Origin of the sequence: Chitinophaga sp. sic0106, from assembly GCF_019219075.1 — a bacterium.
Taxonomy (GTDB): domain Bacteria; phylum Bacteroidota; class Bacteroidia; order Chitinophagales; family Chitinophagaceae; genus Chitinophaga.
On the sequence record NZ_JAHUWJ010000003.1, the window covers coordinates 468,270 to 489,283 of the forward strand.

18 protein-coding genes are annotated in these 21,014 nt (G+C 48.6%); 9 read left to right on the forward strand and 9 right to left on the reverse strand.

The genetic code is table 11. The annotated features are described in order from the left end of the window. Window positions 1-91 precede the first annotated feature (91 nt). The 4 genes from KW844_RS06890 to KW844_RS06905 form a co-directional block, all read right to left on the reverse strand. A complete protein-coding gene (locus KW844_RS06890) occupies window positions 92-841 on the reverse strand; it encodes an SDR family oxidoreductase (RefSeq protein WP_218375974.1) in 750 nt (249 codons plus the stop codon). A 583-nt stretch (window positions 842-1,424) separates the two neighbouring features. Beyond that, on the reverse strand, window positions 1,425-1,694 hold the full coding sequence (locus tag KW844_RS06895) for a helix-turn-helix transcriptional regulator (RefSeq protein ID WP_073078726.1): 270 nt from the start codon (window positions 1,692-1,694) through the stop codon (window positions 1,425-1,427). Window positions 1,695-1,938: 244 nt separating this feature from the next. After that, window positions 1,939-3,306: an ATP-binding protein gene (locus KW844_RS06900; protein ID WP_218375975.1), complete on the reverse strand. Its 1,368-nt coding sequence runs from the start codon at window positions 3,304-3,306 to the stop codon at window positions 1,939-1,941. A gap of 1 nt (window position 3,307) precedes the next feature. Next, window positions 3,308-3,991 (reverse strand): response regulator transcription factor, encoded by a 684-nt coding sequence (locus KW844_RS06905; protein ID WP_255578259.1) that lies wholly within the window; start codon window positions 3,989-3,991, stop codon window positions 3,308-3,310. A gap of 80 nt (window positions 3,992-4,071) precedes the next feature. Between KW844_RS06905 and proB the strand changes: the two genes are divergently transcribed. Together proB and KW844_RS06915 are read left to right on the forward strand one after the other, a co-directional pair. Further along, window positions 4,072-5,106: a glutamate 5-kinase gene (gene proB, locus KW844_RS06910; protein WP_218375977.1), complete on the forward strand. Its 1,035-nt coding sequence runs from the start codon at window positions 4,072-4,074 to the stop codon at window positions 5,104-5,106. A 12-nt stretch (window positions 5,107-5,118) separates the two neighbouring features. After that, window positions 5,119-6,369, forward strand: coding sequence for a glutamate-5-semialdehyde dehydrogenase (locus KW844_RS06915; protein WP_218375978.1), 1,251 nt, complete (start codon window positions 5,119-5,121; stop codon window positions 6,367-6,369). Between the two features lie 78 nt (window positions 6,370-6,447). On the opposite strand, the gene KW844_RS06920 is transcribed toward KW844_RS06915, so the two are convergent. Next, entirely contained in the window at window positions 6,448-7,521 is a 1,074-nt protein-coding gene (locus KW844_RS06920) for a class I fructose-bisphosphate aldolase (RefSeq protein WP_218375979.1), read from the reverse strand. Between the two features lie 97 nt (window positions 7,522-7,618). Here KW844_RS06920 and KW844_RS06925 point away from each other — a divergent pair, with 97 nt between their 5' ends. From KW844_RS06925 to KW844_RS06940, 4 genes are all read left to right on the forward strand, one after another. Then, the gene (locus KW844_RS06925) at window positions 7,619-8,203 is read left to right on the forward strand and encodes a histidine phosphatase family protein (protein ID WP_218375980.1); all 585 of its coding nucleotides are present in this window, start codon (window positions 7,619-7,621) and stop codon (window positions 8,201-8,203) included. Window positions 8,204-8,211: 8 nt separating this feature from the next. Beyond that, a complete protein-coding gene (locus tag KW844_RS06930; protein WP_218375981.1) occupies window positions 8,212-8,736 on the forward strand; it encodes a GNAT family N-acetyltransferase in 525 nt (174 codons plus the stop codon). Between the two features lie 208 nt (window positions 8,737-8,944). After that, entirely contained in the window at window positions 8,945-10,153 is a 1,209-nt protein-coding gene (locus KW844_RS06935; RefSeq protein WP_218375982.1) for a 6-bladed beta-propeller, read from the forward strand. Window positions 10,154-10,156: 3 nt separating this feature from the next. Beyond that, window positions 10,157-12,994 (forward strand): outer membrane beta-barrel protein, encoded by a 2,838-nt coding sequence (locus KW844_RS06940; protein WP_218375983.1) that lies wholly within the window; start codon window positions 10,157-10,159, stop codon window positions 12,992-12,994. A gap of 59 nt (window positions 12,995-13,053) precedes the next feature. On the opposite strand, the gene KW844_RS06945 is transcribed toward KW844_RS06940, so the two are convergent. From KW844_RS06945 to KW844_RS06960, 4 genes are all read right to left on the reverse strand, one after another. Then, window positions 13,054-13,740: an SIP domain-containing protein gene (locus KW844_RS06945; RefSeq protein WP_218375984.1), complete on the reverse strand. Its 687-nt coding sequence runs from the start codon at window positions 13,738-13,740 to the stop codon at window positions 13,054-13,056. A 68-nt stretch (window positions 13,741-13,808) separates the two neighbouring features. Continuing rightward, the gene (locus tag KW844_RS06950) at window positions 13,809-14,675 is read right to left on the reverse strand and encodes an AraC family transcriptional regulator (protein WP_218375985.1); all 867 of its coding nucleotides are present in this window, start codon (window positions 14,673-14,675) and stop codon (window positions 13,809-13,811) included. Window positions 14,676-14,779: 104 nt separating this feature from the next. Beyond that, window positions 14,780-15,547 (reverse strand): bifunctional 2-polyprenyl-6-hydroxyphenol methylase/3-demethylubiquinol 3-O-methyltransferase UbiG, encoded by a 768-nt coding sequence (locus KW844_RS06955; protein WP_218375986.1) that lies wholly within the window; start codon window positions 15,545-15,547, stop codon window positions 14,780-14,782. Window positions 15,548-15,804: 257 nt separating this feature from the next. Continuing rightward, window positions 15,805-18,360 (reverse strand): M1 family aminopeptidase, encoded by a 2,556-nt coding sequence (locus KW844_RS06960; protein WP_255578260.1) that lies wholly within the window; start codon window positions 18,358-18,360, stop codon window positions 15,805-15,807. 53 nt (window positions 18,361-18,413) lie between these two features. On the opposite strand from KW844_RS06960, the gene KW844_RS06965 reads away from it, so the two are divergent. From KW844_RS06965 to KW844_RS06975, 3 genes are all read left to right on the forward strand, one after another. Then, complete coding sequence (locus KW844_RS06965) at window positions 18,414-19,208, forward strand: DUF6597 domain-containing transcriptional factor (RefSeq protein ID WP_218375987.1); 795 nt, start codon at window positions 18,414-18,416, stop codon at window positions 19,206-19,208. Between the two features lie 74 nt (window positions 19,209-19,282). Further along, window positions 19,283-19,657: a glyoxalase/bleomycin resistance/extradiol dioxygenase family protein gene (locus KW844_RS06970; RefSeq protein WP_218375988.1), complete on the forward strand. Its 375-nt coding sequence runs from the start codon at window positions 19,283-19,285 to the stop codon at window positions 19,655-19,657. A 100-nt stretch (window positions 19,658-19,757) separates the two neighbouring features. Continuing rightward, on the forward strand, window positions 19,758-20,819 hold the full coding sequence (locus KW844_RS06975) for a serine hydrolase (protein ID WP_218375989.1): 1,062 nt from the start codon (window positions 19,758-19,760) through the stop codon (window positions 20,817-20,819). Window positions 20,820-21,014: the final 195 nt, after the last annotated feature.

A 21,014-nucleotide genomic window follows, 5' to 3' on the forward strand; every position in this document is an offset into this window, starting at 1 on the left:
AGCCCGACAATGGATGAAGTGGTTTATAAGGGGTTATGGATGAAGTCTGTCTGGTTGGAGAATACAATTTCAATTATGGCAAATTTGATGACTAACCTGCTAATGGATGAACTGAGAAACCGCCATCGATATTGATTTCCGCTCCATGTACAAAAGATGCTTCCGGAGAGGTGATGAAGCCTACCATGCTGGCAATTTCTGCCGGCTGTGCCACTCTGCCCAGTGGGATGCGGCTGGCCATGTGCTGAAGGGTATCTTCACCAAATCCTGCTTTTTGTAGTATGGGTGTGTTTACGGGACCGGGAACGATGGTATTTACCCGGATGTTGCGTGGTGCAAGTTCTCTGGACAGGGTTCTGGCCAGGGAATTGAGGGCCGCTTTGCTGGCGGAGTGCACTGCTGCGCCCGGCATACCGCCGTTTGCATTGCTGGAAGAAAGAAACACTATACTTGCGCCTTCTTTCAGTAGTGGCAGCAATTGCTGCACTGTGAAAAATGCTCCTTTGAAATTAATGTTCATCAATTCGTCAAATAATTCTTCTGTTGTTGCTTCGAATGGTCCGAACTTCCCGATACCGGCATTGATAAAGAGCACGTCAATTTGCCCGTAGCGGGAGCGGACAAATTCCGCCAGTTTTGTGGTGTCTTCCAGTGATTGCACATCCGCCTTGAATCCTTCGGCCGGATAGCCGAGCTGGTGTACGGCTTTTTGTATGGCTGCAGGGTTTCTACCTGTGATCAGCACGCGGTAACCTCTTCCTAAAAATTCTTCTGCTGTAGCATAACCTATTCCGCTGTTGCCGCCAGTGATGACGATCGTTTGCTGTTGTTTCTTTACCATTGCTGTTTTTAGTTACCTGTGTGAACAGATAGAAATCCCTTTTTAGCTATACAATCTGTTATGATGAACTCAGCTTATTTATTAGTGTGGGTCTTTTTCTCTCGCAAGGCAGCCAAGGCTTATGTATTGTTGTTTGTTGCAAACATAAGAGCAGCAAAGGCTTGTTTTTTATCAGGGGGGAGACCTTTGGTCTCTCCCCTGAGGAGTTTTTTCCGCCGTTGGCGGAAAAAACTCCATTCATACAACAAAACAAAATCCTTGGCTGCTTACCTGCTTTGCTGCTCTACGAGAAATAAAGAACTACACTAATCCAATAATCTGAGGAAATTCCTCTTTTGTGAAGGTTCCGCTCTCCCCGCACCCGTTGCGGGGAAAGCGCCTCCGTTTGTACTTACCATTAACCAAAATCTGCCTACAATGCCCGTATTGAAAACAGATTGCTTATGATTCCTTTGATTTATTTAAAAGTTTCAATGTTTGAACACCCAAAAAAAGAGATTTGCATCTCCCATATCTAAACATTTAAAAAAATCGATGTTTCAACGGATAAAAAAAGCTGGTAGCTTTCACCGTGGAAAGCCGATCAGCTCAATTTAAGAAAGAACATCGACAGCTGTTTCATCATCTCTTTATTGATGGTGAGCTCCAGCACGCGACCGGTCTTTGTTGAATTAAGAACTCCACTGTCCACCAGTATTTTTACGTGGTGAGACACAGTAGGCTGAGATAAACAAGTCAGACCGCACATATCGCCACAAGCCATACTTCCTTTTTTCGCGATCTCCATCAGAATGGATAACCGGTGTTTGTCCGCTATGGCATTGGCTGCTTTTTCAATTAATCCCAAATCCATGATGCAAATGTAGTACTATTTTTGAAATATCGAAATTTTTCGATGAATTTTTTTTGAAAGGAATTTTTGAATTCCGGGAAGTGCGAATTTACATAATATTATGAGTACCGGCAGGGCCTGAAAACGTTTCCGTTGTCACCCCTTAAATCCCAGGGCTACGCCCTGGGATTTAAGGGGTGTGAGGCCACCGATGCCGGCGGCCTCACACCCTCAGACTGCCGGTTCCTGTACCGCAGGCGCCAAATTATGTGAAAGCAAATTCCACTGTAAACGTAGTCCCCTGCCGCTCCTTCGACACCACACTGATCTTTCCCTTATGCAGTTTAATAATCCGTGAGGCCAGCGGCAACCCGATACCCGTGCCATCCGCATATTGCCCGTTAGCACCCCGGTAAAACGGGGTGAATATATTCGGCAGGTCCTTTTTCACAATCCCAACGCCATGATCGCTGAAACGCAGTATAGTATGCCCCTTGAACCAGGTTACCACCACCTGCATCTCATGATTGTCAGAAAATTTACAGCCGTTCTCCATCAGGTTCACAAAAGCCACTTTCAGCAGGTATTCATTGCCTTCGATGGACAAATAATCCGGCGCGTCCTCCCCTTCTTCAAAATTTACATTGATGCGGTAAAAAGGGAAAGCCTTCAGCACCTCTTCCCTGCCTTCCATCAGCACTTCATCAAGCCGGAGCAACTTAAACCGGATTTCTGCCGGGTCGTAACTTGCCTTGGCAAGGTCGAGCAGACTGTTGGAGAGTCGCACCAGCTGCCTGGCATCCGCTATTGCATGCTGCATACTCTGCAAATACTCATCAGCAGGCCGCTCCCGCGATGCTGAAATCTCCAGCTCCGCCATCATAGCGGTTAATGGCGTACGCAGCTCATGTGAAATGTTGGATACAAACTGTTTCTGGGCGTCAAACGACTGCTCCAGGCGGTCCAGCATGGCATTAAAGGTAATGGCCAGTTCTGCCATCTCGTCCTTGCCGTTGCCTTCCGGCACGCGCTTATCCAGGTTGGTTGCCGTAATTTCCTCCACCCGGTCCACCAGCTGGGATACCGGCCTGAAAGCCAGTCGCGCAAAGAAGTACGCCGCAATCACAATACAAACCAGCGCACCCACCCAGGAGATGCCCAGAATCCAGGCCAGGTAACGGAGTCGCGCATACCCATACTCATCCTCCGCCACCGCGGTTATCAGGTAGTTGTTACCCTGATGGCGGTACGAAAAGCCTACCACCTGCCATTGCCCCTGTTTGAAAAAGATCTCCTCACTTTCCAGGATATTTTCCAGCATGGCGGGGGTTTCTTTTACCTTGTCGATGTCGGCCGCATCATGGTACAGCAGCTGAAACGTGGAATCATAAATCGCGATTTCTTCCTGCGCCAGATTTCCGCTGCTATTGCGGTAAATCAGCTGCAGCACCTGCGGATCGATGTGCGCATCCAGCAGCAGATTAGCTTTGGTGATGGCTTGCCGGTGGAGGTTTTTGTAGTAGTCCTCCTCACGGTCACGGGCATATGAAATATAAATTACGATCACCAGCAGCAGCAGAATGGCCGCAGTGATGCCTGATATCAATAGTGTCAGCCGCGTTCGGATTTTCATTTTATCCAGCTTTTAAAATGAAGCCCATACCTGTTCTGGTATGAATCAATTTTACTGAAAAATCTTTATCAATCTTTTTTCTAAGGTAATTTATGTAGACGTCAATGAAGTTAGTCCCTGTGTCATAGTGGGTATCCCATACGTTCTCGGCCAGTTCCGTGCGCGAAATCACTACTTCCGGGCGTTGCAGGAGGTATTCCAGCAGGCGGAACTCTTTTGGTGTGAGGTTGATTTCCACCCCATCCCTGGTCACAGTTTTTGCCCGGAGATCCATTTGCAGGCCTGCGTACTGCAGTACTTTTGATGGCTGCTGGCGGCGGCCACTATAGCGCTTGAGCAGCGCTTTAATCCTTACCTGCAGCTCCCGCAGGTCAAAAGGTTTCACCAGGTAATCGTCTGCACCGGCTTCAAAGCCTTCTACCTTGTCGTCCGTAGAGTCCAGCGCGGTGAGCATGAGCACCGGGATATCGGGTAAAGCCTCGCGGATACTGCGACTGAGTGCTAACCCATCCACACCGGGCAGGATAATATCCGTGATCACCAGCTCAAACTCGCCGGTGAGGGCCAGTTTAAGCCCGGCATTGCCATCGCGGGCCAGGGTAACTTCGTAATCACTCTCCTCCAATCCGCGCCTGATAAGCGTTCCCACACGCTCTTCATCTTCTATGACTAATATCCTGATCATATCCAAATGTCTGTAATTATGCGCTAACGTTATTAAAGTTCGTAGTATTTCAATATTTTGTCAGCAAATTCTTAAAAATTGTGAGCAAACCAATACTTGTCATAAAATTTGGAACCGCGTCTATCACCCGCGAAAACGGTGACCTGGACGAAACGGTGATCGCCGGCATTGCCCGTCAGGTAGCGGAGTTGCACGCATCCTATCATATTGTGCTGGTATCATCCGGCGCGGTGGCCGCAGGCAGGCAACATCTGAAAAATTATTCCGGCAGCATCAGCGAGCGTAAAGCCGCCGCCGCTATCGGCAACCCCCTGCTGCTGAGCAAATACAGTAAATACTTTGCCCCGTACGATATCGCCGTTGCCCAGAGCCTCTGCGAGCGCCATCATTTTTCCAACAGAGAACAGTTCCTCCAACTCAAACGAACATACGAAGAGCTGTGGGAAAACAATATCATCCCTATCGCCAATGAAAATGATGTGGTGAGCAATACAGAGCTCAAGTTTTCCGATAACGATGAACTGGCCACCCTGATTGCTGTTGGTTTTGGCGCCACACAGCTGCTGTTCAGCACATCCGTTGCCGGTGTACTGGACCGCGAAGGAAATGTAGTACCTAAAATAGATGTAATAGATCAACACGCGCTGGGACTGGCCGATAAAGAAAAATCTGCCCTCGGCCTGGGTGGCATGGTATCCAAGCTCACCTTCGCCCGGCTAGCCACCCGCATGGGCATACAAGTGGTAATATTCGGCATCCGTACTACCGACGGTATCCTGAACGCCATCAACGGCAATACCGGCACCCTGTGCCTGCCGCAAACCTGCAGCATGCCCGCCCGCCGTAAATGGCTGGCCAGCGGCAGTCTGGTAACCGGCCGTATCCTCGTGGATGCCGGCGCCCAGCAAGCCCTGGAGAGCAGACACTCTCTGCTGGCCGTAGGCGTAAAAGAAGTGCTGGAGAAATTTGAAGAAGGCGAGGTAATAGAAATTGTAAATGAAAATAATATAGCCGTTGCCGTAGGAAGGGCCCGACTCTCTTCCGATATGCTGGAAAAAACCGGCCGGCAACAAAATACAGAAGTAGCACATGCAGATGATATTGTGCTGCTGTAAATGATCCCCATCATGCAAAGCATAGACACCTTACTGGAACAGGCGCAGCAGGCTGCACCTTCGCTCCGGCAGCTCAACGACGCACAGCGTCAGCAGCTGCTGAATGAACTGGCTGAAGTACTACAGCAAAAAACATCCGAGATAATGGCCGCCAATCAGCTGGACCTGGACAGGATGCCGGATGAAGATCCCAAGAAAGACAGGCTCCTGCTCAACAGCACACGCATTCGCGGTCTGGCGGCAAGCTTAAAAGATATTGCCCGCCTCCCCGACCCCGCCAATGTGCTCGTGTCAGAAAAGCAACTGGAAAACGGCCTGCTGGTACAAAAGAAAACAGTTCCCCTCGGCGTAGTAGGGGTGATCTATGAGTCGCGCCCCAACGTAACCGTTGACGTGGCCGCCCTTTGCATCCGCTCAGGCAACGTATGTGTGCTCCGCGGCGGCACAGATGCGCTGCATACCAATACCATCCTGGTGAGCATCATACAGTCGCTCCTGGAAAAATACCATACCAACAAAAATGCGGTTACGCTCATGCCGCCAGACCGTGCGCTGGTAGCGGATATGCTGGCTGCTGTAAAATATATCGACATCATCATCCCACGCGGCTCCCAGCAGCTGATCGACTTTGTACGTGCCAACTCCAAAGTACCGGTGATCGAAACCGGCGCGGGTGTTTGTCATACTTATGTGGAAAGCTCGGCCGACCTGGAGCAGGCCGCCAATATTGTCACCAACGCCAAAGTATCGCGCCCATCGGTATGTAATGCGCTGGATACCGTGCTGGTAGACGAAGCGGTAGCACCTGAATTTTTGAAACTGCTCGCACCTAAACTCGCAGCGTATCAGGTAGACGTATATGCGGAACCGTTAGCATTTGAATTACTGCAGCAATCTGCCTATCCGCAGTTGCATACTGCCACCCCGGAAGATTTCGGGCGCGAGTTCCTGGACCTGAAATGTTCGGTAAAAGTTGTACCCGGCCTGGAAGCTGCGCTGGAACATATTCAGCGGCATTCGTCCAAACATTCGGAAGCGATCATCTCACGTGACCCGGTGATAAGCGAAAAATTCATGAACACCGTGGATGCGGCGGCGGTTTACGTCAATGCCTCCACCAGGTTTACCGACGGCGGCGTATTTGGATTAGGGGCAGAAATAGGTATTTCCACACAGAAATTACACGCCAGAGGACCGTTTGCATTGGAGAAACTGGTAACGGAGAAATGGTTTGTGTATGGCAGCGGGCAGGTGCGCGAATAATTTTCGATCTGGGTGGGACCTGCGGTCCCGCCCAGATCGATTAACGACCGCCGAAGGCGGTCGTTAATCGATAAATTGTTATGCAATCGTTACTTCCCCATTCAAATACACATCCTGAATAGCATGCAGCAGCGCCACTCCTTCTTCCATCGGCCGCTGAAACGCTTTCCTTCCTGAAATCAGGCCTGCACCACCGGCGCGTTTATTAATCACCGCAGAGCGCACGGCATCTGCCAAATCCCCGTCACCGGCGGAGGCACCGCCGGAATTGATCAGCCCCATACGGCCCATGTAGCAATTAGCTACCTGGTAGCGGCAAAGGTCAATCGGATTATCGGACGTGAGTTCAGTATAAATGCGGTCATCCAGCTTACCATAGGTGGAATTGCCCGCATTGAGCGCCTTATATCCTCCATTTACCTCCGGCAGCTTCTGTTTGATAATATCGGCCTGAATGGTGACTCCCAGGTGATTGGCCTGACCTGTAAGATCGGCGGCGAGGTGATAGTCCACATCCTTTTTGAAGGCATCATTGCGGAGGTAGCACCACAGAATAGTGGCCATTCCCAGCTCATGGGCATGTTCAAAAGCCTGGGCTATTTCCACCAGCTGCCGGTCGGCATTATCAGAACCGAAGTAGATTGTGGCTCCCACGGCAGCAGCGCCGAGGTTCCAGGCTTCCTGCACCGTGCCGTACAACACCTCATCAAAGCGGTTCGGATAAGTGAGCAGCTGGTTATGGTTGATTTTGACAATAAAAGGGATTTTATGGGCATATTTCCGCGAAACGGCCGCCAGTACACCAAAGGTAGAGGCCACCGCATTACAGCCGCCCTCCAGGCCTAATTTTACGATATTCTCCGGATCGAAATAAGCCGGATTTTTGGCAAAAGAGGCGCCGGCACTATGCTCTACCCCCTGATCCACAGGTAAAATGGACATATAGCCCGTTTGGGCCAGCCGGCCAGTGCCAAACAACTGCCCCAAACTGCGCAGTACCTGCGGGTTGCGACTGCTGTACCCGTATAGATCATTGACAGTTTCCGGGCCCGGCATGTGTAAGGATGACTTATGGATCGTTTTACTGGAATGCTGGAGCAGCAACTCGCTGTCTTTCCCTAATAATTCACTGATTCTCTCAAAGGATAACATAACATAACTTTTTTGGCTATCTAAATTTAACCTTTTGCATTCGAACCTACCCGAATCATTTTTTATCTTTGCACATTAACATATCTTAATAAACTTAATGACCACCCGCATAGCAATTATCAGACACGGAAGTACAGCCTGGAACAAAGCAGGAAGATTACAAGGCAGCTCAGATATTCCTTTGGATGAAGAAGGCAGAGAGCAGGCGCGCAAGCTCGGCCAGCGACTCATGGGTGAAACATACGATATCGTATACAGCAGCAGACTGCAACGCGCTAAAGAAACCGCGCAGATCATCGCCGATGCCATGCAGCATCCAGGCACGCTCCTGGAAGACGACCGCATCCGCGAAGCCGGTGGCGGCCTCACCGAAGGTACCACCGAAGAAGAAAGGGTCAGCAAATGGGGCAGCGACTGGAAACTAATGGACCTCGGTATTGAAACTCCTGAAGAAGTAATTACCCGAGGCACGGAGTTTTTATCCGAACTCGTTGCCAAACATCCCGGCAAGAAAATATTGATCGTGAGCCACGGCGGATTTATCCGGAAAATGATCCGGGAACTGGTGCCGGATGCCCCCCATCAAAACATGTTAAAAAACACCTCCATCACAGAAATACTGCATTCAGATAATAGCTGGAGTTGCCATCTTTACAATTGCGTTCAGCACCTGGAATTATAACCGCATTTATGCTACATACTGACTTTTATCCATTCCCCTCCCTTAGCACCAACAGGCTGCTCCTCCGGGAGTTACAGCCCACCGATGACGTGGCCATACAGCAACTCCGCTCTAACGCGGACGTAAACACGTACCTGGAACGACCTGCAGCCATCGATCTGGCTGCAGCGCGACAATTCATCACCAGCACCAACAACCGCTTCGCTAACGCAGAAGGACTCTATTGGGTGATCACAGCGCCTCCATCTCCCCAACTAATTGGTACCATATGCCTCTGGAACTACCAGCCGGCCGACGGCAGCGTGGAAATCGGTTATGAACTCATGCCCTCCTTCCAACGCCAGGGCTACATGCAGGAAGCCATGGCCGCAGTGATTCATTTTGCCTTTGAGCAAATGAACGCAAGGGTGGTTAATGCAGAAGTAGTGGCGGCCAATCAACCATCTATCCGATCGCTCCAAAAAAGTGGATTTATAGCAATTCCGCATCCACAACCGAAGGAACTCCTGTTTTTCCAATTATCCCGCAAATAGTAACAACTTATCCAGCCAAAGAAAAATATCTATAAAAACTATATCTGGTATTACATTTGAATAGTTACAGGCGATAAAATCCCTGTACTGTTCAAAACGTTATTGCTAAACAATGAAAATGCAAATCTCCCCGGGAACCTGAGTTGACCAACACCTCATTTTCCTACTGTTACGTGATACCTATTTTCTAACAACATCCTCCCAATACATGATTCGTATATCGCTGATATCAGGGTTATTACTGCTCCTGTGTGCCGGCTCACCTGTTATTGCACAGGAAAAAGTGATGCGCCTGGACCCTAAGATGGCCAGGGGCGGCACTACCAGCAAAATTTTTGAGACAATGGAATTTATTCCGCTGGAAACCACCAAAGCCAGCCTGTTTGGAAAAATTGATCAGCTGGCCGTATCGGATGATTTCTTCATTATCCGGGATGCCTCTACCAACTGCGTGCTATTGTTCAAAAAAGACGGCAGCTTCTACAAAAAAATTACCGGTGGCAATGCGGAGAATTATAAGAACCTGATACAACATATCACCGTGGACGTACATAAGAAAACGATTTATGTTCACAGGAATTCGAAACCAATGAGTGAACTATATGACTTTGATTGTAACCTGATCCGAAAAGATTCTGCCATCAAAGACAAGTACGCAACCACCTTATTATCAAATGGCTACATGGTTGCCCGGCACTTCTATGCCCGGGATAACAAAAAAGATAGTGCAGTAAACCGGGTATCAATTTATAAAGATACCATGCTTACTAAGGGACTGATGCCCCTGAACTCCTTTGGCGGCCCGGACGCCGGCACCAACATGATCACTACCTCTACGATGAATTTGTTACGTAGTGAAAACGACACGGTGGTGTACATGTCCGATTTTAATGAACAGCTGATATACAGGGTTACAAAAGATACCGCCCTCCCTTATCTGCGTTTCATCTTCCCACTAGCCCAAACCGTACCACCAGATGCCATGCGCGATAGTCTGGGCAAACAAAGACCCTGGGAATATTTCTCCAAAAACCCGGCGTATATCTATAGCATTGGCAACACCGCTACCTTGGGAAACTATTTTCTGTTCCGGCTTACCTCCTATGGAAAGCCAGCTACCATGGTGATGAATCTTAAAACAGGCAACATGTTGCAACTGGAAAAAGTAAGTACCGACAGTACCACCTGTTTCCTACCCTTTACCACCGGAAACGAATGGCAAAATGAAGGCATTACACAAATTCACGAAGGCTACCTGTATTGCTCAGAAGCTGCCTCCCTGATGTTCAATGCACATGAGCGAAACATGGCATTCCGGACAGTAGCATACCCGGAAAGGCTGGAAAAATTCTTTAAAAAAGGAAAGCCTTCTGACAATCCCATACTCATCAGATTCAAACTCAAAGACAATCTCTGATAAATGAAATCCGTCCTTTCCCTATGTTTTCTGGTTATGATTGCCGTAACCACCAAGGCGCAGAAAAAAGATACCGTTATCACTGGCAGTATTCATGGAAATGTAAAAGATTCCGCTTATGACTTTGTGCTACCGGCAGCCACCATTGCGGTGTACAGGGCAGCTGACTCCACCCTGCTCACCTTTCAGCTAACGGATGGCCTGGGGGATTTTCATATCGAGAAAGTGCCGTTGGATATACCCCTGAAAGTAGTGGTTACCTTCATGGGGTACCAACCTCATATCATCAAAACTACTATCCCGAAAGCTGTTGCCAAACTGGATCTTAAGGTAATAAACATGGAACGTGGGGCACACACGCTTAAAGACGTTGTGATTACCCGGCCTCCCGTGGAGATGAATGGCGATACACTGGAATTCAATGCAGATGCCTTTCGGCTGGATTCAAACGCAGTGATCGAGGACCTGTTTAAGCGCTTGCCTGGTATAACTGTTTGGGGAGATGGGGTGGTTACCGTGAACGGTCGTACGGTCAACAAAATTCTGGTAGATGGCAAGGAATTTTTTGGTGGTAACATCAATATGGCATTACAAAATATTCCAAAACAGGCGGTAGATAAAATTCAGGTGTACCAACGCGCAACGGACCCTTCGCAGCCAGTACAGGATTCCACAACTGATATAAACATAAAGCTCAAAAAAGGCTGGAAAACCGGGAAATTCGGTAAGATTTCCGCGGGTGCAGGTTCGGATGAACGCTATGAGGCGGACCTCATGTTAAGTGCATATACCTCCAAATCGCAACTAGCAGTAGTAGGTGCTACCAACAACATTAATAAAAACGCCGGCAGCCTGAATGAGTTGCTGGAAAATGGTTCTTATAAAAGCTTCTCCGGCCTGGGTAGCTACAAGCCGGATTTCCGGCAGAGAGGTATCCGAAAATCACTTTCCGGTGGCCTGATTTTCCGGCAGGACTTCCTGGAGGGCGGCAACGATTACAATAACCAAAACACACTGGGTGGGAGCTCTAAGATTGATCAGGGCACTACCACCAATCTTGGCAGCACCCTGCAAACCACGTTGCTCACGGAAGGCCAGTCCCAAACGGTCCACAGTAATAATAGCAGCGTAAACACACAAACAGGAATGGATGGAAGCGCTTACTACAACCTCGGTACTGACAAGCGCGTATTGCGTGCGAACGCAACAGCAGGCTATACCACCGGCCAAGGCTCCAGCAGTAATACCAGCAGTACTTTTAATGCTAAAAATGAGGTACTGAGCAATAATAACAATAGCAACATTAACACCAATAACCACCGCAACCTCGGGCTGGACCTCACCTTTGGTAATCAGACCTATGGCAGGTATGAGCCAAACGCAGGCCCCAAATACCAGCTCGATTATGAACTAAAAAATAATAGCAGCAACAGTATAGCCGACAGGATCACTGATTTCAACTCGCTCATTGATCCTGAAAGAAATCAATATTTCAATCGCCGGTACAACAACCAAACGGCAAGCACCAGCCAATCGCTGGAGTTTGAGCTAACCCGGCTCGAACGCTGGCTCCTGTCTAAACACCTGCAGCAATTACTCCAGCTCAATATCCGCCTTAACAACGACGCCACCCTTAACAATCGCAGCAATAATGCGAGTGTATTCGATTTTGACACTACCGGTAAATCCTATCAATCAAATGCTGATTTATCTAACCGCAGCAACGGCCTTGAGTTCAAGGAAAAACCAGGAATAGAGATCAGCCGCACGTTTTCGAAGAATTTCATCAATCGTTATAGCAGATATTTCTCCTTCACCATGACAGCGGACCAGGAAATATTTTTTATGAAAAACAATTCAGAGAAAGCATTCCAAAACCTGAGCAGAAACTATAGTAACTTCTTACCCGGTGCCAGGATCGGGTACAATAAATACGTGCATAACAGAAGTGCTACCAATGCGAGCCTGATATATCAGCAGCGTATGACTTATCCCGGCATTGATCAGCTGGCGCCGCTGGTGGATAGCAGTCAGGTGATGAACCTCACCACCGGTAACCTGCAGCTGCAATCTGCGAAAACACATAGTTTGCAACTGTCTTATAACTTCAATACGCAATCAGCCGTAAATCCATTTAGTTATGGGATTAACAGTAATTATAGTCGCACCGCCAATCCGGTAACAGACAGTACTATCTACGACGTGGATGGCAAAACAAGACGCTATTTTATCAACGGCGGCGGCCAAACACAGTTTACCAGCAACCTGTATGTCAGGAAAGGCTTTAAGATGAAACAGCACACCCTGAATCTTGAACCGTCCTTGTACTATAACAGCAACAAAAATGCGTCTTACGTAAATGGTGCTTCCTCTGATTTCACGTCCGTTAGTAAAGGCTTTAGAATCAACATCAATTATGAAGTTCTGGATAGATTCCGGCTCAAATTCGGGGAAGATTTTTCGAAATCGACTTCTGATCAAAGTTATCGTTCCACCCGTACAGATGCGACCAATAACACGCTCAAATTTGCCGGTAGCGTACAGTTGATAAAAGGACTGCGATTGCAGAGCAGCCTGGAGCGCACCACTTCTATATCTACGGGCATTCCGGGTAACCGGTTTACTATCTGGTCGGCAGACGTGACGTATCGTTTCCTGAAAGGAAAAAATGCCGAGGTACGACTGGCAGCCTTTGATATTTTACATCAGAATCAAGGGTTGCAAAACTATACCGGCGGCAATATTATTGTACGCTCACAGAACAATGTGATGCAGCAATTTTTCCTATGTACGTTTGCGTATTATCCGAGGTTCTTTACACAGCGGTCGCCGAAGAAGTAACTTTGTATAAATGGTCTGCGCCCGGGCGCAGACCGTTTATACGCATGGAGAGGCTCCCATCACCAGAAGCCTTGCGCTTTAATACTGGCATTATCGATCCCGAGCTGCCGCAGAAACTTACGGGTGTTGCCTACCAGTTTTGAATTACCAGCGAGGTAGAATATATAACTGTTCTCCGGCGGCAGTTCTGCGAGATAATTATCCAATTGTGTGAAGTAATCTTCGTGGCGGCAGATCGTATGTAAGTTTAGCCAGGAACAGTTCTCTGCTACCATCTCTTTGTGGGCGGCCTTATTTACCATCATGAAGCCGGTGGTGTTGGCCTGTTTGCCTGCCAGCTGCTGCAGTGCGCTGAAATGGCCGATGGCAGTATGATCCCCGATGAATACAGGTACGGTTCCCGGCACCGGGGCATGCCTTACAGAGTCGATAGAGGCGTAATGCAGTTCACTGCCGGCTTCCAAAGTACGCAGCCATTGGCTTCCACGGCCGGTATGACTACCATCAATAAACAGGGTGCAGGTTTTGGTTTCCACATCCCATTTGGCGGGGGTATAGTCGCAATAGTGGAAGTTACTGATGCGGGTAGCAATACGCTGCGCGGTTGTCCACCCTTCAGGTTTTGCCTGCGGCAGATGCAGGTCCAGCTCATAGAAATCGTCCGTTTCCCAACAGCGCACAGCCAGTATGGTGGCGGATTTAACGAAGATATTTTCGATAAATGAAAGGTCCTTTTTTCTTGTCATTGTTTCCATACCACAAAGCAATCGCATTGCGGCAGTGAAAAATGGTACCGAAGGGGGAAGTGATAGGACTATTCACGGAATTGCTTCCTGAACATCAGCGCGGTGCTGCCGGTTACTTTTTTAAACAGGCGGGTGAAATAGCCTACATCTTCATAGCCGAGGTCGTAAGCGATTTCTGTAACGGTCATGCCTGTATGATACAGCATGCGCTTGGCTTCCAGCACTACCAGCTGCTGTATATGCTGTGATACCGGAAGGCCGGTAATATCCTTTATCGTATCGTTGAGATGTGTAGGAGTAATATGCAGTGCGCCGGCGTAGTCGCCCGGACTTTTCCACTCTTTAAAGTGATTTTGCAGCAGCTGCTGAAACTCCCTGTTGATGATAGCCGCGCGGGTACTATGTTGGAAATCGGCTCCTGAATCATCGAGGTTTTCTGCTATAAGTGCCAGCATGGCTTGCAGCAATCCATGTAGTGATAGTGCCTTAAAACCATTGTGTTGGTCATCTTTGAGGCGGATCATGATTTCCAGTATTTCGTCCAATTGCTCCAGCAGTCCGGCGGTGGGCCTGAAGCCGGTATTAGCGGCAAACCATTGATCGAGGTAAGGCTTGAGGGCGGCGGGCACCAGCGAGGTATCAAAGCTCACCGTATAGGCGCGGGCGTTAGTCACCTCTTTGAGCAGGTGCACCTGCCCTGGCAGGATCATGAGGATAAACGACCCTGACATCTCCACAGATTTAAAATCAATAGTACCATGGAAAAGCCCGTCAAAACTGATGGCCAACAGGTAATGATCATCGCGGTGTGGGGAAAAGAGGTCGTGATTTTCGGAGACCTCCATTACCATATCCGCATGGGTATGTATCTCTACGCCGGCCTTTACGTAGTCCGGTAGTCTGTAATGGGGAATAGCTGCCTTTCTCGATCTCATCTGGCAAAAATAAGATCTATTGTTTTCCGATGTAACACGCGCTGCGCAAAGAACTTTTCCACAATTTGCGGAAACACAATACCCAAAAGGGTTTCCGGCTGTAATTATTTTGATTTTTTCCAGATGGTATTGAACCCGCCGGTACAGCCCAGCGGTAATATTTCGGCCACCTGGCAGTCGAACGTCTGCAGCGGTTTTATCTTTTTAGTGAGGAGTGAAAACGGAAATACATCTTCCACAAAATTGGTTTTGGAGAAACGGATAATCTCAAACCGGTTGGCCGCTGCCAGCTGCTGCAAATCCTTTGTGGTAAAGAATTGTACGTGATCGAGGTTATCAGCCTGGGATTGCACGGTAGTGCCTTTATAGCCCAGCATCCGCTTTACCTTGTTTACCATCTCCTGCAGGCGCGGGCTCTTACGCAGGCGCAGCATAGGCTTGGTCACCAATACTTCCCGGGGACCCATTCCATTGGGCACCGTAACGATAAGTGTACCATTATCCTTAAGCGACTGGTAAATCGTATGCAACAGCATACCTGGTTCGTGAAGATGCTCCAGCACTTCGCTACAGATAACAGCATCGTACTGCTGACCGCTGGCAATCAGTTCTTCTGCACTGATCACTGCAAACTGTACATTTGGAAGGTTGTTTTTGCTTTGGGCTACCGCGATGGTTTTTTCGCTTACATCGATACCCAGTACCTCGTAGCCAAACTGACCCAAATGGCGGGTGATTACCCCGTTTCCACATCCTACATCGAGTATGCGGCCGTTGGCGGGAATAGCGGATTTCAGACTGTCAGTAATAAAGTTCAGGCGCTTAATATCAGTTATGCGCTCGTATTCATAAGTAATCTTGGGGGACATCATGTAGCAATACTACAAAAAATTTGATTTTTATTTTCCAAATTATCCTCCGGTAGTGATGAGTGGTACAAAGGAACCTTCAGAGATGTTGACCCCGTTAGGCCAGGGTACATACTACCACGCAGGAAACTGTATTAGAGCCCGGGATCACCGGCAGCTGCGGTGCCGGTGATCCCGGGAGTGAGTGAGGCTGTGCGCCTCATGCACGCCCGATTAGGTCTGTGGCTAATATCCGAGGGGTGTCTTCATAATAATAGCAATCAATGTAACAGCTGCCTCGCACGGGCAAGGTTATCCGTAGATTGTAATATTTTGGCTTTGAGCTTAGGATTATAATCAGGATGACTTTCCAAGAACCTTTGCACAATACTCCAGGCCTGCGCATCCTGGTAGTTACCGAAAATGGCATTGAGCCAGTTGGCAGGGAAGAAAATATCGCCGGTACGCTGGATATCTTCCAGCAGGTCCAGACTCTCCTGTAAATATTTCACCGCTGTTTGCTGGCGCTGCGGATGGTGCAGGTAGTACAGGGCGTACACCACCCAGGCTTCCTTACTGCGGCCTTTTCGCTCCCGGAGTGACGCAAAGAAATGGTCTCTGTCCGCCACATTTGGTGATAACGCCGGGATCAGGAATCGCAGCCTGTCCTTCTTATCTTCATCCTTGAGGCGACTGATCTGCTGCGGTATAACCTGAACGGCTGTATCATTTTTCAGGGAGATGGTAAGCGCCAGGGAGATATAGTCTTCCTCTGCCAGCTTCACCCCTTCAGGGGCCTGTTGCGCCGCCCATACCTGGTACATGCGCTCCCCGGCAGTTGCTGAGGTATAAATATCCTGATAAGCCTTAAAAATCAGTTTGCGGTTATTGCCCTCCTGCTGTTGCTGTAAGGCTTCCCACAATTGATGCTCCAGCCTAACGGCCATGTGCGCACGATCTTCCGGTTTGGTAAACTCCCAGTACAGCGTGCTGATGTAATTGGTGAGTTGCTTAATGCTGGTTTCTTCTTTTTCTACTGCCAGGCCGGCAGCAAAGAGCTGCAACAGTTGTTGTGGCGTATAATACCGGCCCGCCAGCATGTTCTCGTAGGCGTTCAGGTAAGCCGATGCCCTGTTCAGCGGTGTACCATTGGTAAATAGGTAACGGTTGATGGCGGTATCAGCTGGAAACAGGCCGTAACCAAGGCCACTGGCATTGAAGAGGATATACTGCGGCTTCGGCAGCCCGGCAGCACCTTTGACTTTTAGCCTCGCGGCATCCATGTCTGCCTGAATAATTTTTACCCCATCCGGATATACGAAAGCGATATCAAACAGCTGCGGCCAAACCTCACTGCCACCAAACTCCGGATGCTGGGTGATTTCCAGGTCCTTTACCCGATCACCGCTATAAGCAATTTTATAATCAAACACCGGGCGGTGAGGTTGATTCACCCACACGGCATTCCACTTGTACAGGTCCTTTTTGGTATACCTGGCGAGGATGGCAATCAGGTCGTCCCAGGAAGCATTGCTGTAAGCATATTTTTTAAGGTATTCCCGCACACCTTTCTGGAAATTATCTTTACCCATGAGCAGTTCTATCTGCCGCATCATCACCGGCGCTTTGTGGTAAATGATATCGCCGTACATAGTACCGGCTTCCTTCAGGTTATCCAGCTGCTGGCGGATAGGATTGGCGCCCTTTGTACGGTCTACATTATACGCTCTGGGGTAGTGGTCCTGCAGGAATCGCAGGTTAAACTGCTCCGCTCCCAGAATATCTTCGGCCACTTTATCGGCCATGAAATTGGCGAACACTTCTTTCATCCACACATCGTTGAACCATTTCATGGTCACCAGGTCACCGAACCACATATGCGCCGTTTCATGGGAAATCAGCTGGGTACGGGACAGCAGCTGGTCTTTGGTGGGACTTTGCAGGAAAAAAGCAGATGCCTTGTAATGCACCACTCCAGGGTGTTCCATCCCTCCGAACTGAAAATCCGGAATGGCGGCATAGCCCATTTTCTGGAACGGATAAGGAATATCAGTCCATTTTTCCAGGAAGCTGACAGACTCCCGATGCAGGCGGAAAATGCTGTCGATATTGCTGCCCGGATCTTTTTCGCGATAGAGGAGAGTCACCGGCTGGCCTTTAATGTCCTGCACGGCCGACTTAAACATCCCTGCTACAAAAGAGAACAGGTAGGTAGGCAATTTTTCTGTTGTGGCAAAATGCCAGGTGGTGGTACCATCGGCATTCACAATGCTATCCTTCGTGGTACCATTGGCCAGCACAGTCCATGAGGAAGGTGCGGCCACAGTAAGGTCGTAGGTTGCCTTCAGGTCCGGCTGATCAAAGCAGGGAAATACAAACCTTGCTCTGTCGGGCACAAAGAGTGCGTATAAAAATTCGTTGTTCCGGTTCAGGGAGCCATCACCGGCAAGGAAGGAAATTTCGATTTCATTTTTCCCAGGCAGCAGCAGTGAGGGCGCTATCACCACATGTTCTTCCTGTACAACAGGTGTCACCGTTTTTCCATTTACCACGAGCGTAGTAATACTTTGCGCAAGTTGTTTAAAGTCGAGCTGTAAAGTAGGTTGCGCATTTTTCAGGGAGAAGGTAATTTTCTCTTTTGCAGGAATGGTGGCAGTTTTATTGGCAGGAAAACTAAACGACAGTGCATAATTAATATGGCTGATATTATTATAGCGCTGAACTGCCAGCTGTTTGGATACACCGGCGGTAACCGGTACGGAGGCTGACTGTTGCTGGGCATATGCCAGCGGTGCAGCCGCCAGCAATAAAAGGGATGTCACTAAATTTTTCATCATAATTGGTTGGCCGAAGGGTGTAAATATAGGACTTTACGACCTAACTTTAAGGTATGAAATACCTGACCATTTACCCCGAAGCGCACCTGCAGCACATTGTCCGGTTTTACTGGATACTGGAAAGCGAGGAAGGCTATACCCACCATTCGCTGGCGGATATGTGCCCGGAACTGCTGTTTCACTACAATGGAAGGTTTAATGAATTACTGGGAGATGGCAGTGCCACGCCCAGCTTCACCGCCGGCATACACGGGCAAAGTGCGCAGGTCAGCAGGTTCAGCATCCACAATGGTTTTGGTATGATAGGCGTATACCTGTACCCGCAAGCCATACCGTTAGTATTTGGCATACCGGCGGCGGAAGTCACCAACCAGATGCCTGACTTACAATCCCTTTTAAAATCAGCAGCGGCTCCCCTGGAAGAAAGCATTTACCAGGCAGCAAACAACCGCGAACGCATACAGCTGATAGAACAGTTTCTGCTGCGCCGGCTGGCCGCCACAGAAAAGCCTGAGCCACCGGTGTTTAAAGCCATTGCAGCCATTATCAATACACATGGAGAGCATAGCATTGCCGACCTGGCCGCTTCGCATTATTTATCAGAGCGGCAGTTTCAGCGGCAGTTCCACCATTTTACGGGATTTACGCCCAAGTTATTTTCCCGCATTGCACGCTTTCATGGTGCCATGAAGCGTTATGGCGATAAAAATATATCGCTCACCAGCCTGGCACTGGAATGCGGCTATTATGACCAGGCGCACTTTATACACGACTTCAGCCAGTTCTCAGGACAACATCCAAGGATATACTTTTCCGGTAAATCGGGCGCTACCGACTGGATGGAATAATGTCGGTTTTTTACAATTCTGCGGATGCCGATGGTACTAGTTTTGTGGTATAAAATTCATCAAAATACTGAGCTATGAACATTCCTACAGGACACCAAACCATTATGCCCTACCTGATCCTTAAGGATGCAGCGGCATTCCTTGATTTTATGCAGCAGGTATTTGGCGCTACCGTTTCTCACAAGTCCATGCAGCCGGATGGGAAAACGATCCGCCATGCGGAAGTGCAGTTGGGCAATTCCACCATTATGTTCAGCAATGCCACGAACGAGTATGGTCCGCAACCCGCGGGACTATTCATTTACGTACCTGATGCGGACGCTACATTCAAAAAGGCACTGGAGCACGGTGGCACCAGCATTATGGAGCCGGCAGACCAGCCTTATGGCCGCAGTGGAGGCATAGCAGACACGAATGGCAATTCGTTATGGATCACTTCTGTAAAGTAACTTATCATGGTACGGTTGTGTAGGCCGTACCATGATTTTTTTTATATCTTACAGGAGAATGATCTCGTGAGTTTTGCTTCACCATTTGCCAATTCTTATTATGAGACTCGCCACCTGCGCCATCCTATGGTTACTCCTGATAGTAACAACGCCTGTTCAGGCCCAATTCAGCCAACGTATCGACAGCCTCTTTAGCAGCTATAACCTGCAAAACACTACCGGCATCAGCGTACTGGTAATCAAAGACGGTAAGGTCAGTTACAAAAAAGCATTTGGCCTGGCCAACATAGAACAGCACACACCTGCCACGCCTGCTACCAATTACCGGATCGCCTCCGTGACTAAACAATTTACAGCGATGGCGGTGCTGATACTGGCACAGCAAAAGAAATTGTCGCTGGAAGATCCGATTACCAAATTCTTTCCCGGTTTTCCACCATATGGTAAAGAGGTAACCATCAGGCGTATGCTACACCATACCGCAGGCTTACCTGACTATGGCAATTTGATGCCGGCCAACCGCACCACTCCCCTCTCGGATGAAGATGTACTGGAGCTGGTGAGTCAGCAGGACACTGCTGCATTTACGCCTGGTTCCAGGTTTTCGTATAGTAACACTGCCTATGTGTTGCTGGGGCTGATCGTTGCCAAAGCATCGGGCAAATCATTTGCGCAGTTTTTAAAAGAAAATATTTTTGTGCCGCTGAAAATGCGGAACACCACTACCAATGCCCCGGATGCCAGGATTTTAAACCGCGCCTATGGCTACAACCTGCGGGATGGTCAGTTGAAACTGATGGACCAGAGCAGGTATAGTTATCTGTTGGGAGATGGCGGTGTTTATTCTTCTGTAGATGATTTTTACAAGTGGGATCAGGCGTTATATACAAAACGCTTATTACAACCTGCTTTGCTTAAGGAAATGTTTACCCCTGGCTCCTGGCCAACACCTTCTTTAGGTTATGGCTATGGTTGGGAAATTGAAACGAAATATGGGCTGAAGCGTTATGTGCACACTGGTGGTACTACCGGTTTTTCTTCTTACTATGTAAGATATCCGGAGGCACATTTGTCGATTGTGATTTTTGGCAATCAGAATGATGGGCTGGCACTGGGGCCGTATGTGGAAGCGATTGAGCGTATTTATATTCAGGAGAAATAATTCTACCCGAACTCATTCATCACCTGTAAATAACTCCTATTTTTGCTATACACCTATTCGTAGCAAATTCGATTAGTAATGAAAACTAATACCCGAAAGGAAAAAGTCATAAAATGGTTGAAGCGCCTCGGTTTCTGGGGGTTTATGTTCTTTTTAATCAAAGGGCTTTTCTGGCTTTATTTGATTTACTGGGTG

What these genes read in the sequence shown, in the direction of transcription:
- KW844_RS06890 (WP_218375974.1), bottom strand. Translation starts at nt 841, where the DNA reads ATGGTAAAGAAACAACAGCAAACGATCGTCATCACTGGCGGCAACAGC.
- KW844_RS06895 (WP_073078726.1), bottom strand. Translation starts at nt 1,694, where the DNA reads ATGGATTTGGGATTAATTGAAAAAGCAGCCAATGCCATAGCGGACAAA.
- KW844_RS06900 (WP_218375975.1), bottom strand. Translation starts at nt 3,306, where the DNA reads ATGAAAATCCGAACGCGGCTGACACTATTGATATCAGGCATCACTGCG.
- KW844_RS06905 (WP_255578259.1), bottom strand. Translation starts at nt 3,991, where the DNA reads ATGATCAGGATATTAGTCATAGAAGATGAAGAGCGTGTGGGAACGCTT.
- KW844_RS06915 (WP_218375978.1), top strand. Translation starts at nt 5,119, where the DNA reads ATGCAAAGCATAGACACCTTACTGGAACAGGCGCAGCAGGCTGCACCT.
- KW844_RS06920 (WP_218375979.1), bottom strand. Translation starts at nt 7,521, where the DNA reads ATGTTATCCTTTGAGAGAATCAGTGAATTATTAGGGAAAGACAGCGAG.
- KW844_RS06925 (WP_218375980.1), top strand. Translation starts at nt 7,619, where the DNA reads ATGACCACCCGCATAGCAATTATCAGACACGGAAGTACAGCCTGGAAC.
- KW844_RS06930 (WP_218375981.1), top strand. Translation starts at nt 8,212, where the DNA reads ATGCTACATACTGACTTTTATCCATTCCCCTCCCTTAGCACCAACAGG.
- KW844_RS06935 (WP_218375982.1), top strand. Translation starts at nt 8,945, where the DNA reads ATGATTCGTATATCGCTGATATCAGGGTTATTACTGCTCCTGTGTGCC.
- KW844_RS06940 (WP_218375983.1), top strand. Translation starts at nt 10,157, where the DNA reads ATGAAATCCGTCCTTTCCCTATGTTTTCTGGTTATGATTGCCGTAACC.
- KW844_RS06945 (WP_218375984.1), bottom strand. Translation starts at nt 13,740, where the DNA reads ATGACAAGAAAAAAGGACCTTTCATTTATCGAAAATATCTTCGTTAAA.
- KW844_RS06950 (WP_218375985.1), bottom strand. Translation starts at nt 14,675, where the DNA reads ATGAGATCGAGAAAGGCAGCTATTCCCCATTACAGACTACCGGACTAC.
- KW844_RS06955 (WP_218375986.1), bottom strand. Translation starts at nt 15,547, where the DNA reads ATGATGTCCCCCAAGATTACTTATGAATACGAGCGCATAACTGATATT.
- KW844_RS06960 (WP_255578260.1), bottom strand. Translation starts at nt 18,360, where the DNA reads ATGATGAAAAATTTAGTGACATCCCTTTTATTGCTGGCGGCTGCACCG.
- KW844_RS06965 (WP_218375987.1), top strand. Translation starts at nt 18,414, where the DNA reads ATGAAATACCTGACCATTTACCCCGAAGCGCACCTGCAGCACATTGTC.
- KW844_RS06970 (WP_218375988.1), top strand. Translation starts at nt 19,283, where the DNA reads ATGAACATTCCTACAGGACACCAAACCATTATGCCCTACCTGATCCTT.
- KW844_RS06975 (WP_218375989.1), top strand. Translation starts at nt 19,758, where the DNA reads ATGAGACTCGCCACCTGCGCCATCCTATGGTTACTCCTGATAGTAACA.